Source organism: Streptomyces sp. NBC_01622 (assembly GCF_045209635.1).
Taxonomy (GTDB): domain Bacteria; phylum Actinomycetota; class Actinomycetes; order Streptomycetales; family Streptomycetaceae; genus Streptomyces.
This window is the reverse complement of the sequence record NZ_CP109293.1, coordinates 3,606,710-3,625,950: the sequence shown is the minus strand read 5'-3', so window position 1 is coordinate 3,625,950 and position 19,241 is coordinate 3,606,710. Positions and strand designations below refer to the sequence as shown.

The window sequence follows — 19,241 nt, the reverse complement described above, 5'->3', positions numbered from 1 at the left end:
CAAGAGTCCAACGGCCTCCCGGCATAGGGGTGAACACCGGTCGAACGGACGACACCGTACCCCGCGGGGCGTCCGCATCATGGACACCCGGTGTCATCCCATGGGACGCGGAGTACGGTGTCGGGCATGTCTCGCAGCATCGATCTCGCAGTGATCCCCGGTGACGGCATCGGTCAGGAAGTCGTGGCCGAAGGTCTCAAGGTCCTCTCCGCCGTCCTTCCGCAGGACGTGAAGCTGGAGACCAAGGAGTTCGACTTCGGCGCCCGCCGCTACCACGCGACCGGTGAGACCCTCACCGACGCCGACCTGGCCGCGCTGAAGCCGCACGACGCGATCCTGCTGGGTGCGATCGGTGACCCGAGCGTTCCGTCCGGGGTGCTGGAGCGCGGCTTCCTGCTGAAGCTCCGCTTCGCCTTCGACCACCACGTGAACCTGCGGCCGAGCAAGCTGCTCCCGGGTGTGGCGACCCCGCTCGCCGGCGAGCCGGAGATCGACTTCGTCGTGGTCCGTGAGGGCACCGAGGGCCCGTACACCGGCAACGGCGGCACCATCCGCAAGGGCACCGAGCACGAGGTCGCCACCGAGGTCTCCGTCAACACCGCGTTCGGTGTCGAGCGGGTCGTCCGTGACGCCTTCGCCCGCGCCCAGGCCCGCCCGCGCAAGAAGCTCACGCTGGTCCACAAGAACAACGTGCTGACCTTCGCGGGCCACCTGTGGACGAACGTCTTCAACAAGGTCGCGGCCGAGTTCCCCGAGGTCACCACCGACTACATCCACGTGGACGCGGCGACGATCTACCTCGTCACCGACCCGGCCCGCTTCGACGTGATCGTCACCGACAACCTCTTCGGCGACATCATCACCGACCTCGCCGCGGCCGTCTCCGGCGGCATCGGCGTCGCCGCGAGCGGGAACATCAACCCGTCCGGCGAGTTCCCCTCGATGTTCGAGCCCGTGCACGGCTCCGCGCCGGACATCGCGGGCCAGGGCAAGGCCGACCCCACCGCCACGGTCCTGTCCGTCGCCCTCCTGCTGCGCCACCTCGGCCACGAAACCGAGGCCGTCCGCATCGAGGAGGCCGTCTCCGCCGACCTCGCGGAGCGCACCGGCAAGCCCGCGCGCAGCACCACCGAGATCGGCGACGCGCTCGCCGTACGAGTAGCCGGCTGACCCGCCGCCCTACTCGAAATCTCTCGCAGTATTTCGAAGCCGCCGGGTCGCAACCGCACCCGGCGGCTTTTCTTACGTCCCCGCCGGGTGCCACCATCATCCCTGGGTCGCATTCACGCCGTTTTCGTCCACGGTCCACCTCGCGCGATAATCGAACGCGGAGCCGCGGAATGAGGCAATGCTCGGACGTCCTAACACTGGCCACTGGCAGTCGAGGGCGTGAGCGCGGCCCGTCACACACAACCGGTGAAGGACAACCACTCATGACGACGCCCACGATCGAGCTCAAGCCCTCGGCCTCGCCACTTTCCGCCGCCGAGCGCGACGCGATGCTGGCGAACCCCGGGTTCGGCCGCCACTTCACCGACCACATGGTGACGATCAAGTGGACCGAGGGCCGCGGCTGGCACGACGGCCAGCTCGTGCCGTACGGCCCGCTCTCCCTCGACCCCGCGAACATGACCCTGCACTACGCGCAGGAGATCTTCGAGGGCCTCAAGGCCTACCGGCAGGCCGACGGCTCCATCGCCACCTTCCGCCCCGAGAAGAACGCCCGCCGCTTCCAGACCTCCGCCCGCCGCCTCGGCATGCCCGAGCTGCCGGTCGAGACGTTCATCGAGGCCTGTGACGTGCTGGTCCAGCAGGACCGCGACTGGGTCCCGGCGCACGGCGGCGAAGAGTCCCTGTACCTGCGCCCGTTCATGATCGCGACCGAGGTCGGCCTGGGCGTGAAGCCCGCCAACGAGTACCTCTTCCTGGTCATCGCCTCCCCGGCCGGCGCCTACTTCCCCGGCGGTGTGAAGCCCGTCTCCATCTGGGTCTCCGAGGATCACGTCCGCGCCGTCCCCGGCGGCATGGGCGACGCCAAGACCGGCGGCAACTACGCCGCCTCCCTCCTCGCCCAGGCCGAGGCCGCCGAGCAGGGCTGCGCCCAGGTCTGCTACCTCGACGCGGTCGAGCGCAAGTGGGTCGAGGAACTCGGCGGCATGAACCTGTACTTCGTCTACGGCAACAAGATCGTCACGCCCACCCTCACCGGTTCCATCCTGGAGGGCGTCACCCGCGACTCCCTCCTCACCCTCGCCCGCGACCTCGGCTACGAGCCCGAGGAGGGCCGGATCTCCATCGAGCAGTGGCAGCGCGACTCGGAGAACGGCACGCTGACCGAGGTCTTCGCCTGCGGTACGGCCGCGGTCATCACCCCGGTCGGCACGGTCAAGCGCACCGGCGCCGAGTGGCAGCAGTCCGGCGGCGAGCCCGGCGAGGTCACCCTCCGCCTGCGCGGCGCCCTCCTCGACATCCAGCGCGGCGACACCGTCGACAAGCACGGCTGGATGCACCCCCTGGGCTGAGCCCGACTCCCGGTCGACGGCCGGAAGCCGGTTCGACGCGTATCGCCTCCCCCGTGCGGGTATCCACTGATTCCGCAGGACACGGGAACACGGGGGAGGGGACGCGGTGAGTGGTGGGCCGATACCGCGACTGCGCCGGCTGCTGCGCGCGTTACGCACTCCGCGCCGCCCGCAGAGCCTCACGGTGCTCGTGCTGCTCGCCGCCGTCGCCGGACTCCTGCTGTGGCGGGCCGGCACGATGGACAGCTACGGCGAGAACCTCGCCCTCAACCTGGGCACCGACCTGGTCGGCGTGGTCGTCACCGTCTTCGTGATCGGTCCGCTGATCTCCCGGGCCCAGGAGGGCCGGGTCCGCGAACACACCCGGCTCGACTACGAGTGGTTCGCCGCGCAGGTGTACGGCTCCACGTCCAACGTGAAGGTCCTCGACACCTTCTCCAACCTCTTCGGCCCGCAGTTCTCCGAGCGCCTCTTCCGCGGTGTCCGCTCGGCCACCGCGCACGGCGCCCGGGTGCAGATCCTGCTCCTGGACCCCGACTCCCTCGCCGTGATCCTGCGCGGACGTGAACTCGGCGAGCAGAGCGCCGACATCCGCCGCGACATCATGCGCAACCTGCGGACCCTGGACCGGTTCGCGCAGCGGCTCGACGAGCACTCCCGGAACCTGCTGGAGGTACGGCTGTGCTCGACCTCCCCCGGCGTGACCCTCTACCGCTGGGACGAGCGCTGTCTCGTCTCCTTCCTCACCGTCGGCCGACTCTCCGGCGAGGGCGTCCAGTTGGAGGTCGCGGTACGCTCCCCGCTCGGCACCTTCGTCGAGCAGCGCTTCGACGAGCTGTGGCAGCAGGGCAAACCGATGGACCGCTTCACCCATCTGCCGGTGACCCTGGTCGACGCGGCCGACGGACGGCGGGAGTTCAGCTGCCGCTTCGTCTACGTCGACGACCGCCTGTACGTCGAGGCCCCCGACCTCGTCACCTACCTGGCCCGCCGCCGCCTCGACCAACTCTCCGCCCACAGCGGGGCGCTGGGCCCGGGCGAAGCGCACGAGGTCATCGTCGTCGACGACCGCAGCGAGCTGCACGGGCGGCTCATCCACCACTTCACGGAGAAGTACGATGCGCAGGCGGCGGCCTTCGTGGAACTACGGCCGCCTACGGTCCTGGTCACGGAATAGAGGGCCCCGGCACACATGAGTTCAGCGCACCACCCCCGCTTTCGCGCCTTCACGCCCCGCGACCTGGACGGACTGCTGAAACGCGTGTCCCTGTCGGTCACCGAACGGCTCGCCCTGAGGGCCGTCGCCTCGGTTCTGCCCTTCCGTACGAACAGTTACGTCGTCGACGAGCTGATCGACTGGTCGGCGGTACCGGACGACCCGATCTTCCGGCTGACGTTCCCGCAGGCCGGGATGTTGCCCGAACCCGACCTCAAGCAGATGGCGGACCTCCTCTCCCAGGAGGCGCCGAAGGCCGAAGTCCTGCGCACGGCCCACGAGATCCGCATGCGGCTCAACCCGCACCCCTCGGGCCAGCTTGACGCCAACGTGCCCGTGCACGAGGGCGAGCGACTGGAAGGCCTCCAGCACAAGTACCCCGAAACGGTGCTGATCTTCCCGCGCCAGGGCCAGACCTGCCATGCCTACTGCACGTACTGCTTCCGCTGGCCCCAGTTCGTCGGCGAGTCCGAACTCCGCATCGCCACCGACGACATCGCGACCACGTCCGCCTACCTCCGCGCCCACCCCGAGGTCACCAGCACGCTCATCACGGGCGGCGACCCGCTGGTCATGAGCACCGAGGTCCTCAGCCGCTACGTCGACCCGCTCCTGGAGATCGACACGATCCGCTCCATCCGCGTCGGCACCAAGTCCCTCGCGTTCTGGCCGTACCGCTTCACGACCGACCGGGACGCCGACGACCTGCTCCGCCTCTTCGAAAAGGTGGTGGCAAGCGGCCGTCACCTCGCCCTGATGGCCCACTTCACCCACCCCCAGGAACTGCGCCCGCCGGTCGTACGGGAGGCGATGCGCCGGGTACGGGGCACGGGCGCCGTGATCCGCTGTCAGGGCCCGCTGGTGGCCGGCATCAACGACAGCGCCGAGGCCTGGGCCGAACTGTGGGACGAGACGACCACGCTCGGCGCGGTGCCGTACTACCAGTTCGTCGAGCGCGACACCGGCCCCCAGGGCTACTTCGGCGTCCCGCTGGCCCGCGGCCACCAGATCTTCCGCGACGCCTACGCCCGCGTCTCCGGCCTCGCCCGCACGGTCCGCGGCCCGGTCATGTCGGCGATGCCGGGCAAGGTCTGCGTCGACGGCATCGCCGAGGTGGCCGGCGAGAAGGTCTTCGTCCTCCACCTGATCCAGGCCCGCGACCCGTCCCTTGTCGACCGCCCGTTCTTCGCGGCCTACGACGAGAGCGCGACGTGGTTCACGGACCTGAAGCCGGCATTCGGGGCGAGCGAGTTCCTGCCCGGTCTGGATGTGGGGTGATCATCAACAGGGGTCCGGGCAGCCGGTTCGTGGACACCCTGCCGATGGCCGCCACCGTGTTCGCGGCCGGCATGGGGATCGCGCCGGCCAGTCTTGCGGGCGTGGGGTTGCTGAGGTCCTAGAACCGGCTTTCGGCGCGAGCGAGCCCCTGCCGGGACTGGGATGCCTAGAGCACTACACAAGGTGCCATCGAACCAGTTCAAGCGGACTTGTTTCCTTTTACCGTGGCCCAAGTTTAGAGTGCTGCTCTAAACGAAGGGACGACCCCATGCGGCTCACCCCCACCGAACGCGACCGCCTTCTGCTCTTCGGTGCCGCCGAGCTGGCCCGTGCCCGCAAGGCGCGCGGTCTCCGGCTGAACGTGCCGGAGGCCACCGCGCTGATCGCGGACACGGTGTGCGAGGCCGCCCGGGACGGTGTCAGGCTCGCTCTCGCGATCGAGCGTGCCCGGTCGGTCCTGGGGCCCGACGACGTCCTGCCGGGTGTCGCCGATGTCGTCACCGAGGTCCATGTCGAGGCCGTCTTCGACGACGGTTCGCGCCTCGCGGTCGTCTCCGACCCCATCGGCGGCGGACTCGCGGGTGACGCCCCGGGCGCGCTCCTCCCCGGCCCCGCGCACGCCGAGCCCGAGGCGGTCGTCCGGCTCACCGTCACCAACACCGCGACCGTCCCCGTCTCCGTCACCTCCCACTTCCACTTCTTCGAGGCCAACCCGCGCCTCGACTTCCCGCGCGCCGAGGCCTACGGCATGCGGCTCGCCGTACCCGCCGGATCGTCCGTCCGCTTCGGGCCGGGCGAGAGCGCCGAGGTCGGCCTGCTGCCCATCGGCGGCGAGCGGATCGCCATCGGTTTCGCCGGGCTCGTCGACGGGCCGCTGGACGCGCCGGGCGCGAAGGAAGAGGCGCTGCGCCGGGCAACTGCCTGCGGTTACCTGGGAGTCGAGCTGTGAACCCGTACGAGTACGCCGCCACCCACGGCCCCCGCGCCGGCGACCGCGTCCGGCTCGGCGACTCGGGTCTGACGATCCGCGTGGAGTCCGACTCGCAGCGCTACGGCGACGAGTTCCTCGCCGGCTTCGGCAAGACGGCCCGCGACGGACTGCACCTCAAGGCCGCCGCCGTGCGGGAGACGTGCGATGTCGTGGTCAGCAATGTCGTCGTGATCGACGCGGTGTCGGGCATCCGCAAGGTGTCCATCGGGATCCGGGAAGGCCGGATCTGCTCCATCGGGCGGGCCGGGAACCCCGACACCTTGGACGGGGTCGATGTCGTCGTCGGCACCGGTACGTCCATCGTGTCCGGCGAGGGGCTCATCGCCACCGCCGGTGCCGTCGACACCCATGTGCACCTGCTGTCGCCGCGCATCATGGAGGCCTCCCTAGCCTCCGGGGTCACCACGATCATCGGGCAGGAGTTCGGCCCGGTGTGGGGCGTCGGCGTCAACTCGCCCTGGGCACTGCGCCACGCCTTCAACGCCTTCGACGCCTGGCCGGTCAACATCGGCTTCCTGGGCCGGGGTTCATCGTCCGACGCGGCCCCACTGGTGGAAGCGCTGGCCGAGGGCGGCGCGTCCGGCTTCAAGGTGCACGAGGACATGGGTGCCCACACCCGCGCGCTGGACACCGCGTTGCGGGTCGCCGAGGAGCACGATGTCCAAGTCGCCCTGCACAGCGACGGGTTGAACGAGTGCCTGTCCGTCGAGGACACCCTGCGGGTCCTGGAGGGCCGGACGATCCACGCCTTCCACATCGAGGGCTGCGGCGGCGGACACGTCCCGAATGTGTTGAAAATGGCGGGAGTTCCGAACGTCATCGGCTCCTCCACCAACCCCACCCTGCCCTTCGGCCGGGACGCGGTCGCCGAGCACTACGGCATGATCGTCTCCGTCCACGACCTGAAGACCGACCTGCCCGGCGATGCCGCGATGGCCCGCGACCGCATCCGCGCCGGGACGATGGGTGCCGAGGACGTGCTGCACGACCTGGGCGCGATCGGCATCACCTCGTCCGACGCGCAGGGCATGGGCCGGGCGGGCGAGACGGTCCGCCGTACGTTCGCGATGGCCGGGAAGATGAAGGCCGAACTCGGCGCCCCGGAGGACCACGACAACGAACGCGTCCTGCGCTACATCGCCAAGCTGACCATCAACCCCGCGATCGCGCACGGACTTTCGCACGAGGTCGGCTCCATCGAGGTCGGCAAGCTCGCCGACCTCGTGCTGTGGCGGCCCGAGTACTTCGGCGCGAAACCGCAGCTGGTGCTGAAGTCCGGGTTCCCGGCGTACGGCGTGGTCGGCGACCCCAACGCGGCGACCGACACCTGCGAACCCCTCGTCCTGGGGCCGCAGTTCGGAGCGCACGGTACGACCCCCGCCGACATCTCCGTGGCCTTCGTCGCGCAGGCGGCCCTCGACCAGGGCGGGGACTCCATGCCAACTCGCCGCCGCCGGGTCGCAGTTCGCGGCACGCGCGGCATCGGCCCCGCCGACCTGCGCCTCAACTCCCGTACCGGAGCGGTCGACGTCGACCAGCGCACCGGCCTGGTCACCCTGGACGGCGAGCCGATCCGCTCCGAGCCCGCCGACTCGGTCTCCCTCAACCGCCTCTACTTCCTCTAGAACACTAGGACTTGGGACTTCTGATGAGCTTCCGTATGCCGCCCGAGTGGGCCCCGCACGAGCGCACCTGGATGGCCTGGCCAGGACCCAACCCCACCTTCGCCACCGACGAGGAGCTGACGGAGGCCCGCGCCGCCTGGGCGTCCGTCGCCCGCGCCGTGCACCGCTTCGAACCGGTGACGATGGTGCACGGGCCCGGTCAGGGCGGGTCGGCACGCGAGCTCCTCGGCCCGGACGTCGACCTGGTCGAGCGCGACCTCGACGACGCCTGGATGCGGGACATCGGCCCCACATTCGTCACCGACGGCTCTCAACTGGCCGCCGTGGACTGGACGTTCAACGGCTGGGGCGCGCAGGACTGGGCCCGCTGGGAGCACGACTCCAAGATCGCCCGCCATGTCGCGGACCTCGCCGGGGTGCCGGCCCTGAGCAGCACCCTGGTCAACGAGGGCGGCGCCATCCACGTCGACGGCGAGGGCACCGTCCTGCTCACCGAGACGGTCCAGCTCGGCGCCGGCCGCAACCCCGGCTGGACGCGCGAGCAGGTCGAGGCGGAGATCCATGCCACGCTCGGCACCACCAAGGCCATCTGGCTCCCGCACGGCCTCACCGGCGACTACGGCGTCTACGGCACCCAGGGCCACGTCGACATCGTCGCGGCCTTCGCCCGGCCCGGCACCGTACTGGTCCACGGCCAGCGCGACCCGGCCCACCCGGACCACGCCCGCTCCCAGGAGTACCTGGCTCTGCTGCGCGCCGAGACCGACGCGAAGGGCCGCCCCCTGGAGGTCGTGGAGGTCCCGGCGCCGACCGTCCTCAAGGACGAGGACGGCGACTGGGTCGACTACTCCTACATCAACCACTACCTCTGCAACGGCGGGGTCGTGCTCTGCGCCTTCGACGACCCGCACGACGAGATCGCGGCCGGTCTCTTCCGGGGCCTCTTCCCCGAGCGGACGGTCACGCTGGTGGACGCCCGTACGATCTTCGCGGGCGGTGGCGGCATCCACTGCATCACGCAACAGCAGCCGAAGGTCTGAGGACGGCGAGAGGGAGGCGGGCGATGGCCGGTGCGCGGAAGAACGCGCCGCCGCGCGAGGAAGTCCTCGCCGCAGCCATGCGCATGATCGCCGAACGCGGTCTGGAACAGCTCACCATGGCGGCGCTCGGCCGCGAGGTCGGCATGAGCAGCGGCCATCTCCTCTACTACTTCCACTCCAAGGACGAACTGCTGCTCCAGACCCTGGAGTGGAGCGAGGGCAGGCTCGGCGCGGAGCGTGGACGGCTCCTCACCCGCACCGCCACCGCTCGCGAACGCCTCGACGCGTACGTCGACCTGTACGTCCCCGACGGTCACCGCGACCCGCACTGGACGCTCTGGCTGGAGGTCTGGAACCGCTCGCAGAATGCAGACGCCGAGGCCCGCGACCGGCAGGCCGCCATCGAGGGCGTCTGGCACCGCGACCTCGTTGCCCTGATCGCGGAGGGCGTCTCGCGCGGCGAGTTCCGCCCCGTCGACCCCGACCGCTTCGCCGCCCGCCTCCGCGCCCTCCTCGACGGCTTCTCCATCCACGTCGCGATCGGCCTGCGCGGCACGGACCGGGCGCAAGTTCTCGGCCACGTAAGGGAGTTCGTGGAGGAGGGGCTTCTCGCGGACGCGTGACCTTCCACCCCGGTTGTACGCAATACGGCCGATTGACCCTGTAGCGCGTGGTGCGTTTGCCTCGAAAAGGAGCCCTCGGCGCAGGGCCGGGGGAGAAGCGTCCACGGGGATCTCAGGGGGAAGCATGTCCAGATCCGCAGGTGTGTTCGGCGTCGGCTTAGGGGCGACGCTGCTGCTCGCACTCATCTCGCCGACCGCCGCGTCCGCCGCACCGCACGTGTCCAGCACGGAGAGGGTGAGCACGGCCGCCGACGGCAGCCAGGCCGACGGGCCCTCGGGCGACCCGGCGATCAGCGCCGACGGCCGCCATGTCGCGTTCGTGTCCACCGCGCCGAGCTTCGGCTGCGCGGAGTTCACCCCGTGTCTGCTGGAGAAGGACCTGGGCACCGGCGCGGTCACCAGGATCGACCTCGGCAGCGGCTACACGTACGGTTCGCCGATGCTGAGCGCCGACGGGAGCCGCGTCGCCTTCTCCGCGGGCACCCGGTTCCTGGCGCCGTACCTGTACGACCGCGCCACCGGCCGCACGGAGCGGCTGTGGCCCGAGAACCCGCCCGGATCCTACGAGTTGGGCCGCGCCCAGTCGATCAGTCCGGACGGCACGCACATCGCGTACACCATCGGCAACCGCAACGGCTCGGCGAACTTCCGGCTCCTGTACGTCCGTGACACGGCCACCGGCACCGACACACTGGTCTCACCGGCCGAGGAGGGCGACAAGAACGGGGCCTCGCTGAGCGGCGACGGCGAGCGGGTCGCGTACGGCATCCGCACCGACTCCGAGACGGACCCGGCCGACATCTTCGTCAGGGACCGGAGGACGGGCGAGCGGATCCAGGTCGACCAGGGCTTCGGCGCGGCCTTCCTGCTCCGCGTCACCGCGGACGGCAACCGTGTCCTCTTCGACGCCGAGAGCGGCCTGTACGTCCACGACCTGCGCACCGGCGAGTCACGGCGGGTGGCCGACGGACGGCCGCTGGCAGCCACGGCGGACGGCCGGTACGCCGTCGTCGCGGGCGAGGACGGTGCGCGGGTGCGCGACCTGCGGACGGGCCTGCGCGGTGCCGTCCTCTCGCCGTACGCCGTGCCGGGAGAGCAGGGGCTGGCCGCCAAGGGGCGTGCGGTGGCGTTCTCCTCGGACGCGTCCCACCTGGTGGCGGGCGACACCAACGGGGAGGCGGACGTGTTCGTCTTCTCGGGCGAGCTCGCGAGGAACCCGGCCCCGATGCCCTCCGTCACCGAACGGATCAGCACGACGCGGGACGGACAGCAGCTTGCCGCCGCGTCCCACGACCCGGCGATGGCGGACGGACGAACCGTCTCCTTCACCTCGGACGGCAACGTCTTCGTCAACGCGTCCGGCGGAATCTCCGAGGTCAACTCCACTACACAGAAACCCTCGTCCGAGGGCACACCCTGCGCCAACGGGCGGATGGTCGGATACATGGCGCCGCACGCGACGGACGGCGCCCCCGAGGTCTTCGTCCGCAACCGCTCGGTCGGCAAACTGACCGGCATCTCGTCCTACCAGGGCATCCGCTTCACCTGGATGGGACAGCCCGCGGTGGACCCCACCTGCCAGTGGATCACCTACGCGGCCACACTGCCGGCCACCGACACCGACCCGCACCCGCACCCCCGTGTCTACCGCTTCAAGTTCAACGGCGGCACCGTCGACGTGGTCAGCGCGCCCACGGGCGAGGCGGCGGGCAACCCGGCCATCAACTACAACGGCCGGTACGTCGCCTTCGAGCAGGGTGACGCCGTCTACGTCCGTGACCTGGACACCGGCGCCCTGGAGAAGGCCGGCGACCACGCGTCGCGGCCCTCCCTCGCCGACGACGGCCGCAAGATCGCCTTCCAGCACGGCCGGTACGTGTACGTCCGCGACCTCGACGCCGGGACCACGACCCGGATCAAGGGCACGCAGCCCTCGCTCTCCGGGAACGGCGCGCGTGTCGCGTACGTCCGCGCCGGGGCCGTATACCTGCGTGAACCGGCCACCGGAACAACCCAGTTGATCAGCGTCGACGTCCGGGGGCAGCGCAACGACCTCCCGGCCGGGCACCCGTCCGTCAACGCCGACGGCACGGTCGTCGCGTTCGAGTCGGCGTCACCCGATCTGGTGGCGGGGGACACCAACGGGGTGTCGGACGTCTTCCTGCGGACAGTGCAGTGACAAGCAGCAACCACTACGGGGGAACAACCATGCACGGCGCGGACGGCAACAGCGTCTCCAGCCGGCAGAGCCTGAGCGCGGACGGCCGTTACCTGGCCTTCGTCTCCCGCGCCGGCAGCCTCCAGTTCGACCAAGACCGACCACAGCGACGACAACTCGGTCTGGGTCAAGGACCTGAGGACCGGATCCCTTTAACGGCTGAACGACGCCGTCGACACGGGCTACAACGCCATCGGCTCGCCGGGTGTCCGCCGCGCAGACAGAGTTCCCGCAGGTCAGCGACGACGGGCGGTACGCGGTGTTCAACTCGCTGGACTCGCAGCTGACGCCGGACGACACCAACAACTCGCACAACGTCTTCATCCGCGACCTGAGGACGGGGAAGCTGCGCCGCATCGGCGGTGCGGGACCCACCGCCTACACCGCCTATCGCCGGCTCAGTGCCGACAGCCGGTACCTCGTGTACGTCACGGGGACCCCGGGCGCCGAGGGCCAGGCGTACGTGCGCGATCTGCGCACCGGGCGCACGGTGCTCGCCAGCCCCGCGGTCGGCGGCGGCCCGAGTGGGGCGACGGCGGGCTTCCCGGTGACCGACCGGCACGGCCGCACGGTCGCGTTCAGCAGCTGGGCCACCGACCTGGTCCCCGGCGACACCTACGACACCACGCACGTCTACGTACGTCACCTCAAGTGATCGACCGCATCCTGAGACGCACATGAGCGAGGCGCGGGGGCTGTGCCAGACTGCCCCCGTGTTCTCGTTCGCCACGATTATTGGCAGCAGGCGCGCCGGTCCGCAGTGACCGCCTCGTACGACCAGGTACGGGCGATCACCGTCGTCTCTCGACCCGCGCGCAGACCTCTCGCACCCGCGAGGGGTTTTTCGCTTTTCTGGCCCACCTACAGCCGGGAAAGCAGTGCGAGGGATCATGGAGGGACGGTGGAGCCGGTCATTCCGGTACAGACCGAGATTCAGATCCTCAGGAGCCAGACACCATGACGGAAACCAGCGCACTCGACGATGCGTTCCACGTCTTCGACACGACCCTGCGTGACGGCGCGCAGCGGGAGGGCATCAACCTCACCGTCGCGGACAAGCTGGCCATCGCCCGGCACCTGGACGACTTCGGCGTTGGCTTCATCGAGGGCGGCTGGCCGGGCGCCAACCCGCGGGACACCGAGTTCTTCGCCCGCGCCCAGCAGGAGATCGACTTCAAGCACGCGCAGCTGGTCGCGTTCGGCGCCACCCGCCGCGCCGGCGCCAAGGCCGCCGAGGACCCGCAGGTCAAGGCGCTCCTGGACTCCGGCGCCGAGGTCATCACCCTCGTCGCCAAGTCCCACGACCGGCATGTCGAGCTGGCCCTGCGCACGACCCTCGACGAGAACCTGGAGATGGTCCGCGACACCGTCTCCCACCTGACCGCCCAGGGCCGCCGTGTCTTCGTCGACTGCGAGCACTTCTTCGACGGCTACCGCGCCAACCCCGAGTACGCGAAAGCGGTCGTACGGGCCGCCGCCGAGGCCGGCGCGTCCGTCGTGGTCCTGTGCGACACCAACGGCGGGATGCTCCCGGCGCAGGTCCAGGCGGTCGTCGCCACGGTCCTCGCCGACACCGGTGCCCGGCTCGGCATCCACACCCAGGACGACACCGGCTGCGCGGTCGCCAACACCCTCGCCGCCGTCGACGCGGGCGCGACCCACGTCCAGTGCACGGCGAACGGCTACGGCGAGCGCGTCGGCAACGCCAACCTCTTCCCCGTGGTCGCCGCCCTGGAGCTGAAGTACGGCAAGAAGGTCCTCCCCGAAGGCAAGCTGCGTGAGATGACCCGCATCTCCCACGCGATCGCCGAGGTCGTGAACCTCACCCCGTCCACGCACCAGCCGTACGTCGGCGTATCGGCCTTCGCCCACAAGGCCGGCCTGCACGCCTCCGCGATCAAGGTCGACCCGGACCTGTACCAGCACATCGACCCCGAGCAGGTCGGCAACACCATGCGGATGCTGGTCTCCGACATGGCCGGCCGCGCCTCCATCGAGCTCAAGGGCAAGGAACTCGGCGTCGACATCAGCGGCGACCGCGAGCTGGTCGGCCGGGTCGTGGACCGCGTCAAGGAGCGCGAACTCAAGGGCTACACCTACGAAGCGGCCGACGCCTCCTTCGAACTCCTGCTCCGCGCCGAGGCGGAGGGCAAGGCCCGCTCCTACTTCCAGGTCGAGTCCTGGCGCGCGATCGTCGAGGACCGCCCCGACGGCAGCCACGCCAACGAGGCCACCGTCAAGCTCTACGCCAAGGGCGAGCGCATCGTCGCCACGGCCGAGGGCAACGGCCCGGTCAACGCCCTGGACCGCGCCCTGCGCGTGGCCCTGGAGAAGATCTACCCCCAGCTCGCCAAGCTCGACCTCGTCGACTACAAGGTCCGCATCCTGGAAGGCGTCCACGGCACGTCCTCCACGACCCGCGTCCTGATCTCCACGTCCGACGGTGCGGGGGAGTGGTCGACGGTCGGTGTGGCGGAGAACGTGATCGCCGCGTCCTGGCAGGCGCTGGAGGACGCGTACACGTACGGTCTGCTGCGCGCCGGCGTCGAGCCCGCCAAGTAGGCGCTTGCCGTGCACGGGAGTTGAGCCGGAGGGGCTGAAAATCAGCCCCTCCGGCGTTTGAGGAGCGGGGTCTGGGGCGGAGCCCCAGAAGGATGGGACGGGTAGGGGCGGCGGGGGCGAAAACCTACTGCAGATGCCACTTCTGGTTGGCGGCTCCTGTACACGTCCAGATCTGCGCCCGCGTCCCGTTCGTCGACGTATTGCCCGTCACGTCAAGGCACTTGTTGGCCGCCGTATTCACCACGTCACCGGTCGAGGAGTTGTACGACCACTGTTGCGCGGCGGTTCCGTTGCAGTCGTACAACTGCACCTTGGCCCCGTCGGCGGTCGAAGCCGACGTCACGTCGAGGCACTTGCCGAGCGAGCGCACCGTGCCGTCGGTGCCGACGGTCCACTGCTGGGCGGTCGAGCCGTTGCAGTCGTAGAGCTGGACGGCGGTGCCGTTGGTGGTCGAACCCCCGGCCACGTCGAGGCACTTGCTCGCGAGGCCGACGAACGCGCCGGTCTGGCTGCCGCTGCCGGACTGCGTCCCCGTCCAGGTGAAGGTCGCGGAGGTCTTGCCGGGGAGGGAGTAAGTCGCGTGCTGGCCACCCCAGTTGATGGTGACGGTCTTCGCGGTGGACGCGTCGTTGTACGCGATCAGCGCCTTCGAACCGTCCGGGTTGCGCCACGCCACGTTGGGCACGTTCGTGGACGCCGTCGACGCGATCCGCTGCGCGCCAGGCCGTACGAACTTCGTCAGCTGGCCCATCGTGTAGTACTCGACGGTGTAGTCGACGGTCCCGCTCGCGCCGTCTCCGTTGTGCACGGTGATGAGACCCGTGCAGGTGCCGCAACCCCCGTTGTGCGGGCCCATGTTCTGGTCCACGGCCAGCGACCACTTGGTGACCGACTTCGCCCAGTTGCGGGTGTAGTCGATGATGTTGTTCATGTCCTCGCGCTGCTGGTTGGCGACCCAGGTGCCGCCGGAGTGCTCGGTGCCGAAGGCGTCCAGCGTCGGGTACTGGTTGTGCACGGTGGTCTGCTTGGTGACGCCGCTGATGTCGCTGTAGCCGTGCCAGGCGATCCCGCCGAAGTTGGGGTTCGAGCGGACGGCCGCGTCGTCGACCGTCGCCGCCGCGTAGGAGTCGTATACGTCCCAGTTCCAGTCGTGTGCCAGCACCTTCGTGGTCAGGCCGGACGCGTTGAGCTTCGGGAGCAGCTCGCTCTTGGTGAAGTACGCCAGCCCGGACGCGTTCCAGCTCATCGACGGGTAGCCGGAACAGCAGGTCGGCTCGTTCTGGACGGTCACGTACGACACCGGAACGCCTTGGTCCTTGTACGCCTGGAGGTACTTGACGAAGTAGTTGGCGTAGGCGCCGTAGTCCTCGGACTTCAGCCAGCCGCCGTTGAGCGAGCCGCTGTCCTTCATCCACGCGGGTGCCGTCCATGGCGAGGCCATGACAGTCAGAGAGGGGTTGAGGGAGAGCGCCTGCTTGGTCAGCGGCACGACGTCCGCCAGGTCGTGCGCGATCGAGAAGGAGTTGAGGTTCGGGTCGGTCTGCCCGGCCGCCACGTCGTCGTACGAGTACCCGTACCGGGCGAGGTCCGACGCGCCCATCGGATTGCGCAGGAACGAGAGCCCGATCCCGTCCGTCGGCGAGAACAGCTTGGTCATGGTCGCGTTGCGGGTCGCCGCCGAAAGCGCGCCGCTGCTGTTCATCAGCCAGGCCGCGGTGTCCGTGAAGGACGCGCCGCCGCCGGTGAAGGTCTGGTAGCGGGTGTTCTCGTCGACGGTGATGTTCTCGCCGCTGCCGCCCGTCCCGGACGAGAAGGCGAACGGGGTCTGGGCCTGGAGGCCGCGTGTGACATGGCGTCCGGCGGCGTCGTCGGTGGTGGTGAGCCAGGCTGTGACCTGTTCACCAGCCGCGTGCGCGGGTGGTACGGCCGCGGTGAAGCCGGCCACGGAGAGCAGTCCGGCGAGCAGCAGCCGGGCCGTGCGGGGGGTTCTCCTGGACATGGATGCGTTAGCCCTTCCTGACGAGATGTCTTGACGGGTCTGCGGGCCGTTAGTTAACTCACGGCGTGATCTAAGTCATGAGTGAACTGTGCGAACCCAGAGTGAACCAGAGCTCCAGAGCCGAGGGAAGGTCCATGCCAAGAACCGCCCTGCTCGTTTCCACCGCCCTGTGCGCCGCGCTGCTGTCACCGGCCGCCGTGTCCCAGGCGGCAGCCGCCGCCGACCCCGCGCCCACCCCCGTCGACCGCTTCGAGGGCGAGGTGCCCTTCGCGAGCCAGCCCGCCGAGGGCATCTTCACCTGGGGCAGCGACAACGACGACCCGCCCCAACTCGCCCTGACCGCGAGACCGGACGCCCCCGAGGGCGACAAGGTACTCAGCGGCACCTACGACATCAGCGGCTACGGCGGCTTCACCCACGACTACGCCGCGACCGAGCCCGCCCACGACTGGTCCGCCCACCAGGGCATCCGTTTCTGGTGGGACGGCCAGAACACGGGCAAGTCGAGCAACTTCGAGATCAAGGACGGCGGCGCCAACGGCGAGGCGTCCGAGCTGTGGACGACGTCCTTCACGGACGACTTCACCGGCTGGAAGCAGATCGAGATCCCGTTCACGAACTTCGTATACCGCACGGACTACCAGCCCGTCGGCGGCATCGACCACGTCCTCGGGCTGACGCAGATGTGGGGGTACGCGGTCACGCTCCCCGTCGGCATCAAGAGTCAATTCGCCATGGACGACGTCGAGTTGTACGGCAAGGCCGACCAGTCCCTGCGCGCGAACGTCACCACCGACTCGGCCGTCTACCCGGTCAGGGAGGGCGGTACGGCCACGGTCAAGGTCACCGTCGCCACCACCGGCTCCGCGCCCATCGACGACCCGGTGACCGTCGCCTACACGTCCGACGGCGGCACCGCCACCTCCGGCAAGGACTACACCCCGGTCTCCGGCACCCTCACCTTCCCGGCGGGCACCGCGTCCGGCACCACGCAGACCGTCCAGGTCCGCACCCTCAAGGACAAGTCCGCCGAGAACGCCGAGACGATCCCGCTGAAGCTCACGGTCACCGGCGCCAAGGCCCCGGCCGAGACGCCTCAGGTCGTCATCGACGCGCACGGACTGCCGTACCTGGACAGCAAGTTGCCGGTCAAGAAGCGTGTCGCCGACCTGGTGAAGCGGATGTCGCTGGAGGAGAAGGCCGGGCAGATGACCCAGGCCGAGCGCGGCGGCGTGGGGACCGGCGGGGACGTCGCCACCTACGACCTCGGCTCACTGCTCTCCGGCGGCGGCTCGACCCCGACGCCCAACACGGCCGCGGCCTGGGCGAAGATGATCGACTCGTTCCAACTCCGGGCGCAGGCAACGCGGTTCCAGATCCCGCTGATCTACGGCGTCGACGCGGTCCACGGCCACAACAACCTGGCCGGCGCCACGATCATGCCGCACAACATCGGCATCGGCGCGACCCGCGACCCCCAACTCGCCCAGAAGACAGGCGCGGTGACGGCCAGTGAGGTCCGCTCGACCGGCGTTCCGTGGGACTTCGCGCCCTGCCTCTGTGTCACCCGTGACGAACGCTGGGGCCGCTCCTACGAGTCCTTCGGCGAGGACCCGGCGCTCGTGCAGTCCATGGAGACGATGATCCAGGGCCTCCAAGGCGCCGCGAACGGCAAGCAGTTGAAGGACGACGACAAGGTCCTCGCCACCGCCAAGCACTTCGTCGGCGACGGCGGTACGGCCTACGGCTCCTCCACCACCGGCACCTACACCATCGACCAGGGCGTCACCACCGTCACCCGGCAGCAGCTGGAGGCCATCCACCTGGCGCCGTACCAGACGGCCGTCGACCGGGGTATCGGCACGGTCATGCCGTCCTACTCCTCGCTCGACATCGTCGGCGACGGCCTCGGCCCGGTGAAGATGCACGCGCGCGCCGACATGATCAACGGCGTCCTCAAGAACCGGATGGGCTTCGACGGCTTCGTCATCAGCGACTGGAACGCCATCGACCAGCTCCCCGGCGACTACGCCGCGCACGTCGACACGGCGGTCAACGCGGGCGTCGACATGATGATGGTCCCGTACAGCTACAAGGACTTCAGCTCGACGCTGATCGCCGAGGTGAAGGCGGGCCACGTCACCGAGAAGCGGATCGACGACGCCGTATCGCGCATCCTCACCCAGAAGTTCAAGCTCGGCCTGTTCGAGAAGCCGTACGCGGACACGAGCAACGCGGCCCAGATCGGCTCGACTTCGCACCGCGCGGTGGCGCGGCAGGCGGCGGCCGAGTCGCAGGTGCTGCTGAAGAACGCGGGCGGAGTGCTCCCGCTGAAGAAGTCGCAGAAGGTCTACGTCGCCGGTTCCAACGCCGACGACCTCGGCAACCAGACCGGCGGCTGGACCATCACCTGGCAGGGCTCGTCCGGCACCAACACCACCGGCACGACGATCCTCCAGGGCATGAAGAACGCCGGCGGTGACGTCACGTACTCCAAGGACGCCTCCACCCCGACCAGCGGCTACGACGTCGGTGTGGTCGTGGTCGGCGAGACCCCGTACGCCGAGGGCATCGGCGATGTCGGCAACGGCAACGACCTGACCCTCACCCCCGCCGACCAGGCAGCCGTGGACAAGGTGTGCGCGGCGATGAAGTGCGCGGTGCTGATCGTCTCCGGGCGCCCGCAGCTGATCGGCGACCGGCTCCCGAAGATCGACGCCGTGGTCGCCTCCTGGCTGCCGGGCACGGAGGGCGACGGCGTGGCCGACGTCCTCTACGGCAAGCGCTCCTTCACCGGCCAACTCCCGGTCACCTGGCCGAAGTCGGAGGCCCAGCTGCCGATCAACGTCGGCGACACGACGTACGATCCGCAGTTCCCGTACGGCTGGGGCCTGACGACCGTGTCGAAGGCGCCGACGGGTGGCGCGTCCACCCTGAAGGCGCTGGAGGCAGCGGCCGGGAAGGCCCGGTCGGCGGAGGCGGGCAAGGCGCTCGTCACCCAGGCGCGGCTGATCGTCCAGGCGAAGGTGGGCCAGAACATCACGGCGGCGGTGTCGAAGCCGTTCGCCGACGCGGACCATCTGCTGCTGACCGGAAAGTACACGGCGGCAGTGAAGAAGCTGGAGGAGGCGTACAAGGCCGCGTAGCCCGCTGCGCATGACCGGTTC

General features: G+C 69.7%; 14 protein-coding genes. 13 read left to right on the top strand and 1 reads right to left on the bottom strand.

Annotated features, from left to right (window positions below):
• The first annotated feature begins 126 nt into the window (after positions 1 to 126).
• From OH768_RS16085 to cimA, 12 genes are all read left to right on the top strand, one after another.
• Entirely contained in the window at positions 127 to 1,170 is a 1,044-nt protein-coding gene (locus OH768_RS16085) for a 3-isopropylmalate dehydrogenase (RefSeq protein ID WP_406454192.1), read from the top strand.
• A 263-nt stretch (positions 1,171 to 1,433) separates the two neighbouring features.
• The gene (locus tag OH768_RS16080) at positions 1,434 to 2,522 is read left to right on the top strand and encodes a branched-chain amino acid aminotransferase (RefSeq protein ID WP_406454190.1); all 1,089 of its coding nucleotides are present in this window, start codon (positions 1,434 to 1,436) and stop codon (positions 2,520 to 2,522) included.
• A gap of 106 nt (positions 2,523 to 2,628) precedes the next feature.
• On the top strand, positions 2,629 to 3,699 hold the full coding sequence (locus tag OH768_RS16075; protein WP_406454188.1) for a hypothetical protein: 1,071 nt from the start codon (positions 2,629 to 2,631) through the stop codon (positions 3,697 to 3,699).
• Positions 3,700 to 3,714: 15 nt separating this feature from the next.
• The gene (locus tag OH768_RS16070) at positions 3,715 to 5,016 is read left to right on the top strand and encodes a KamA family radical SAM protein (RefSeq protein ID WP_406454186.1); all 1,302 of its coding nucleotides are present in this window, start codon (positions 3,715 to 3,717) and stop codon (positions 5,014 to 5,016) included.
• Positions 5,013 to 5,138, top strand: coding sequence for a hypothetical protein (locus tag OH768_RS16065; RefSeq protein ID WP_406454184.1), 126 nt, complete (start codon positions 5,013 to 5,015; stop codon positions 5,136 to 5,138). Before OH768_RS16070 ends, OH768_RS16065 begins: the two co-directional genes overlap by 4 nt.
• A 146-nt stretch (positions 5,139 to 5,284) precedes the next feature.
• A complete protein-coding gene (ureA, locus tag OH768_RS16060; protein WP_406454182.1) occupies positions 5,285 to 5,965 on the top strand; it encodes an urease subunit gamma in 681 nt (226 codons plus the stop codon).
• Positions 5,962 to 7,632, top strand: a complete 1,671-nt coding sequence (locus tag OH768_RS16055) for an urease subunit alpha (protein WP_406454180.1) — start codon at positions 5,962 to 5,964, stop codon at positions 7,630 to 7,632. The genes ureA and OH768_RS16055 overlap by 4 nt, the downstream gene beginning before the upstream one ends.
• Before the next feature lie 23 nt (positions 7,633 to 7,655).
• Positions 7,656 to 8,672, top strand: a complete 1,017-nt coding sequence (locus OH768_RS16050; RefSeq protein WP_406454178.1) for an agmatine/peptidylarginine deiminase — start codon at positions 7,656 to 7,658, stop codon at positions 8,670 to 8,672.
• Positions 8,673 to 8,695: 23 nt separating this feature from the next.
• Positions 8,696 to 9,295, top strand: coding sequence for a TetR/AcrR family transcriptional regulator (locus tag OH768_RS16045; protein WP_406454176.1), 600 nt, complete (start codon positions 8,696 to 8,698; stop codon positions 9,293 to 9,295).
• Positions 9,296 to 9,419: 124 nt separating this feature from the next.
• Entirely contained in the window at positions 9,420 to 11,474 is a 2,055-nt protein-coding gene (locus OH768_RS16040; protein ID WP_406454174.1) for a hypothetical protein, read from the top strand.
• A 244-nt stretch (positions 11,475 to 11,718) separates the two neighbouring features.
• Positions 11,719 to 12,168 (top strand): hypothetical protein, encoded by a 450-nt coding sequence (locus OH768_RS16035; protein ID WP_406454172.1) that lies wholly within the window; start codon positions 11,719 to 11,721, stop codon positions 12,166 to 12,168.
• 302 nt (positions 12,169 to 12,470) lie between these two features.
• Complete coding sequence (gene cimA / locus OH768_RS16030; RefSeq protein WP_406454170.1) at positions 12,471 to 14,075, top strand: citramalate synthase; 1,605 nt, start codon at positions 12,471 to 12,473, stop codon at positions 14,073 to 14,075.
• Positions 14,076 to 14,199: 124 nt separating this feature from the next.
• Here cimA and OH768_RS16025 read toward each other — a convergent pair whose 3' ends face one another.
• Positions 14,200 to 16,074 (bottom strand): ricin-type beta-trefoil lectin domain protein, encoded by a 1,875-nt coding sequence (locus OH768_RS16025; protein WP_406454168.1) that lies wholly within the window; start codon positions 16,072 to 16,074, stop codon positions 14,200 to 14,202.
• A gap of 134 nt (positions 16,075 to 16,208) precedes the next feature.
• Between OH768_RS16025 and OH768_RS16020 the strand changes: the two genes are divergently transcribed.
• Positions 16,209 to 19,220 (top strand): glycoside hydrolase family 3 protein, encoded by a 3,012-nt coding sequence (locus OH768_RS16020; RefSeq protein WP_406454166.1) that lies wholly within the window; start codon positions 16,209 to 16,211, stop codon positions 19,218 to 19,220.
• Positions 19,221 to 19,241: the final 21 nt, after the last annotated feature.

Excerpts from the sequence above, each read along its gene's own strand:
- OH768_RS16085 (WP_406454192.1), top strand. The coding sequence starts at position 127 with ATGTCTCGCAGCATCGATCTCGCAGTGATCCCCGGTGACGGCATCGGT.
- OH768_RS16080 (WP_406454190.1), top strand. The coding sequence starts at position 1,434 with ATGACGACGCCCACGATCGAGCTCAAGCCCTCGGCCTCGCCACTTTCC.
- OH768_RS16070 (WP_406454186.1), top strand. The coding sequence starts at position 3,715 with ATGAGTTCAGCGCACCACCCCCGCTTTCGCGCCTTCACGCCCCGCGAC.
- ureA (WP_406454182.1), top strand. The coding sequence starts at position 5,285 with ATGCGGCTCACCCCCACCGAACGCGACCGCCTTCTGCTCTTCGGTGCC.
- OH768_RS16050 (WP_406454178.1), top strand. The coding sequence starts at position 7,656 with ATGAGCTTCCGTATGCCGCCCGAGTGGGCCCCGCACGAGCGCACCTGG.
- OH768_RS16045 (WP_406454176.1), top strand. The coding sequence starts at position 8,696 with ATGGCCGGTGCGCGGAAGAACGCGCCGCCGCGCGAGGAAGTCCTCGCC.
- OH768_RS16040 (WP_406454174.1), top strand. The coding sequence starts at position 9,420 with ATGTCCAGATCCGCAGGTGTGTTCGGCGTCGGCTTAGGGGCGACGCTG.
- cimA (WP_406454170.1), top strand. The coding sequence starts at position 12,471 with ATGACGGAAACCAGCGCACTCGACGATGCGTTCCACGTCTTCGACACG.
- OH768_RS16025 (WP_406454168.1), bottom strand. The coding sequence starts at position 16,074 with ATGTCCAGGAGAACCCCCCGCACGGCCCGGCTGCTGCTCGCCGGACTG.
- OH768_RS16020 (WP_406454166.1), top strand. The coding sequence starts at position 16,209 with ATGCCAAGAACCGCCCTGCTCGTTTCCACCGCCCTGTGCGCCGCGCTG.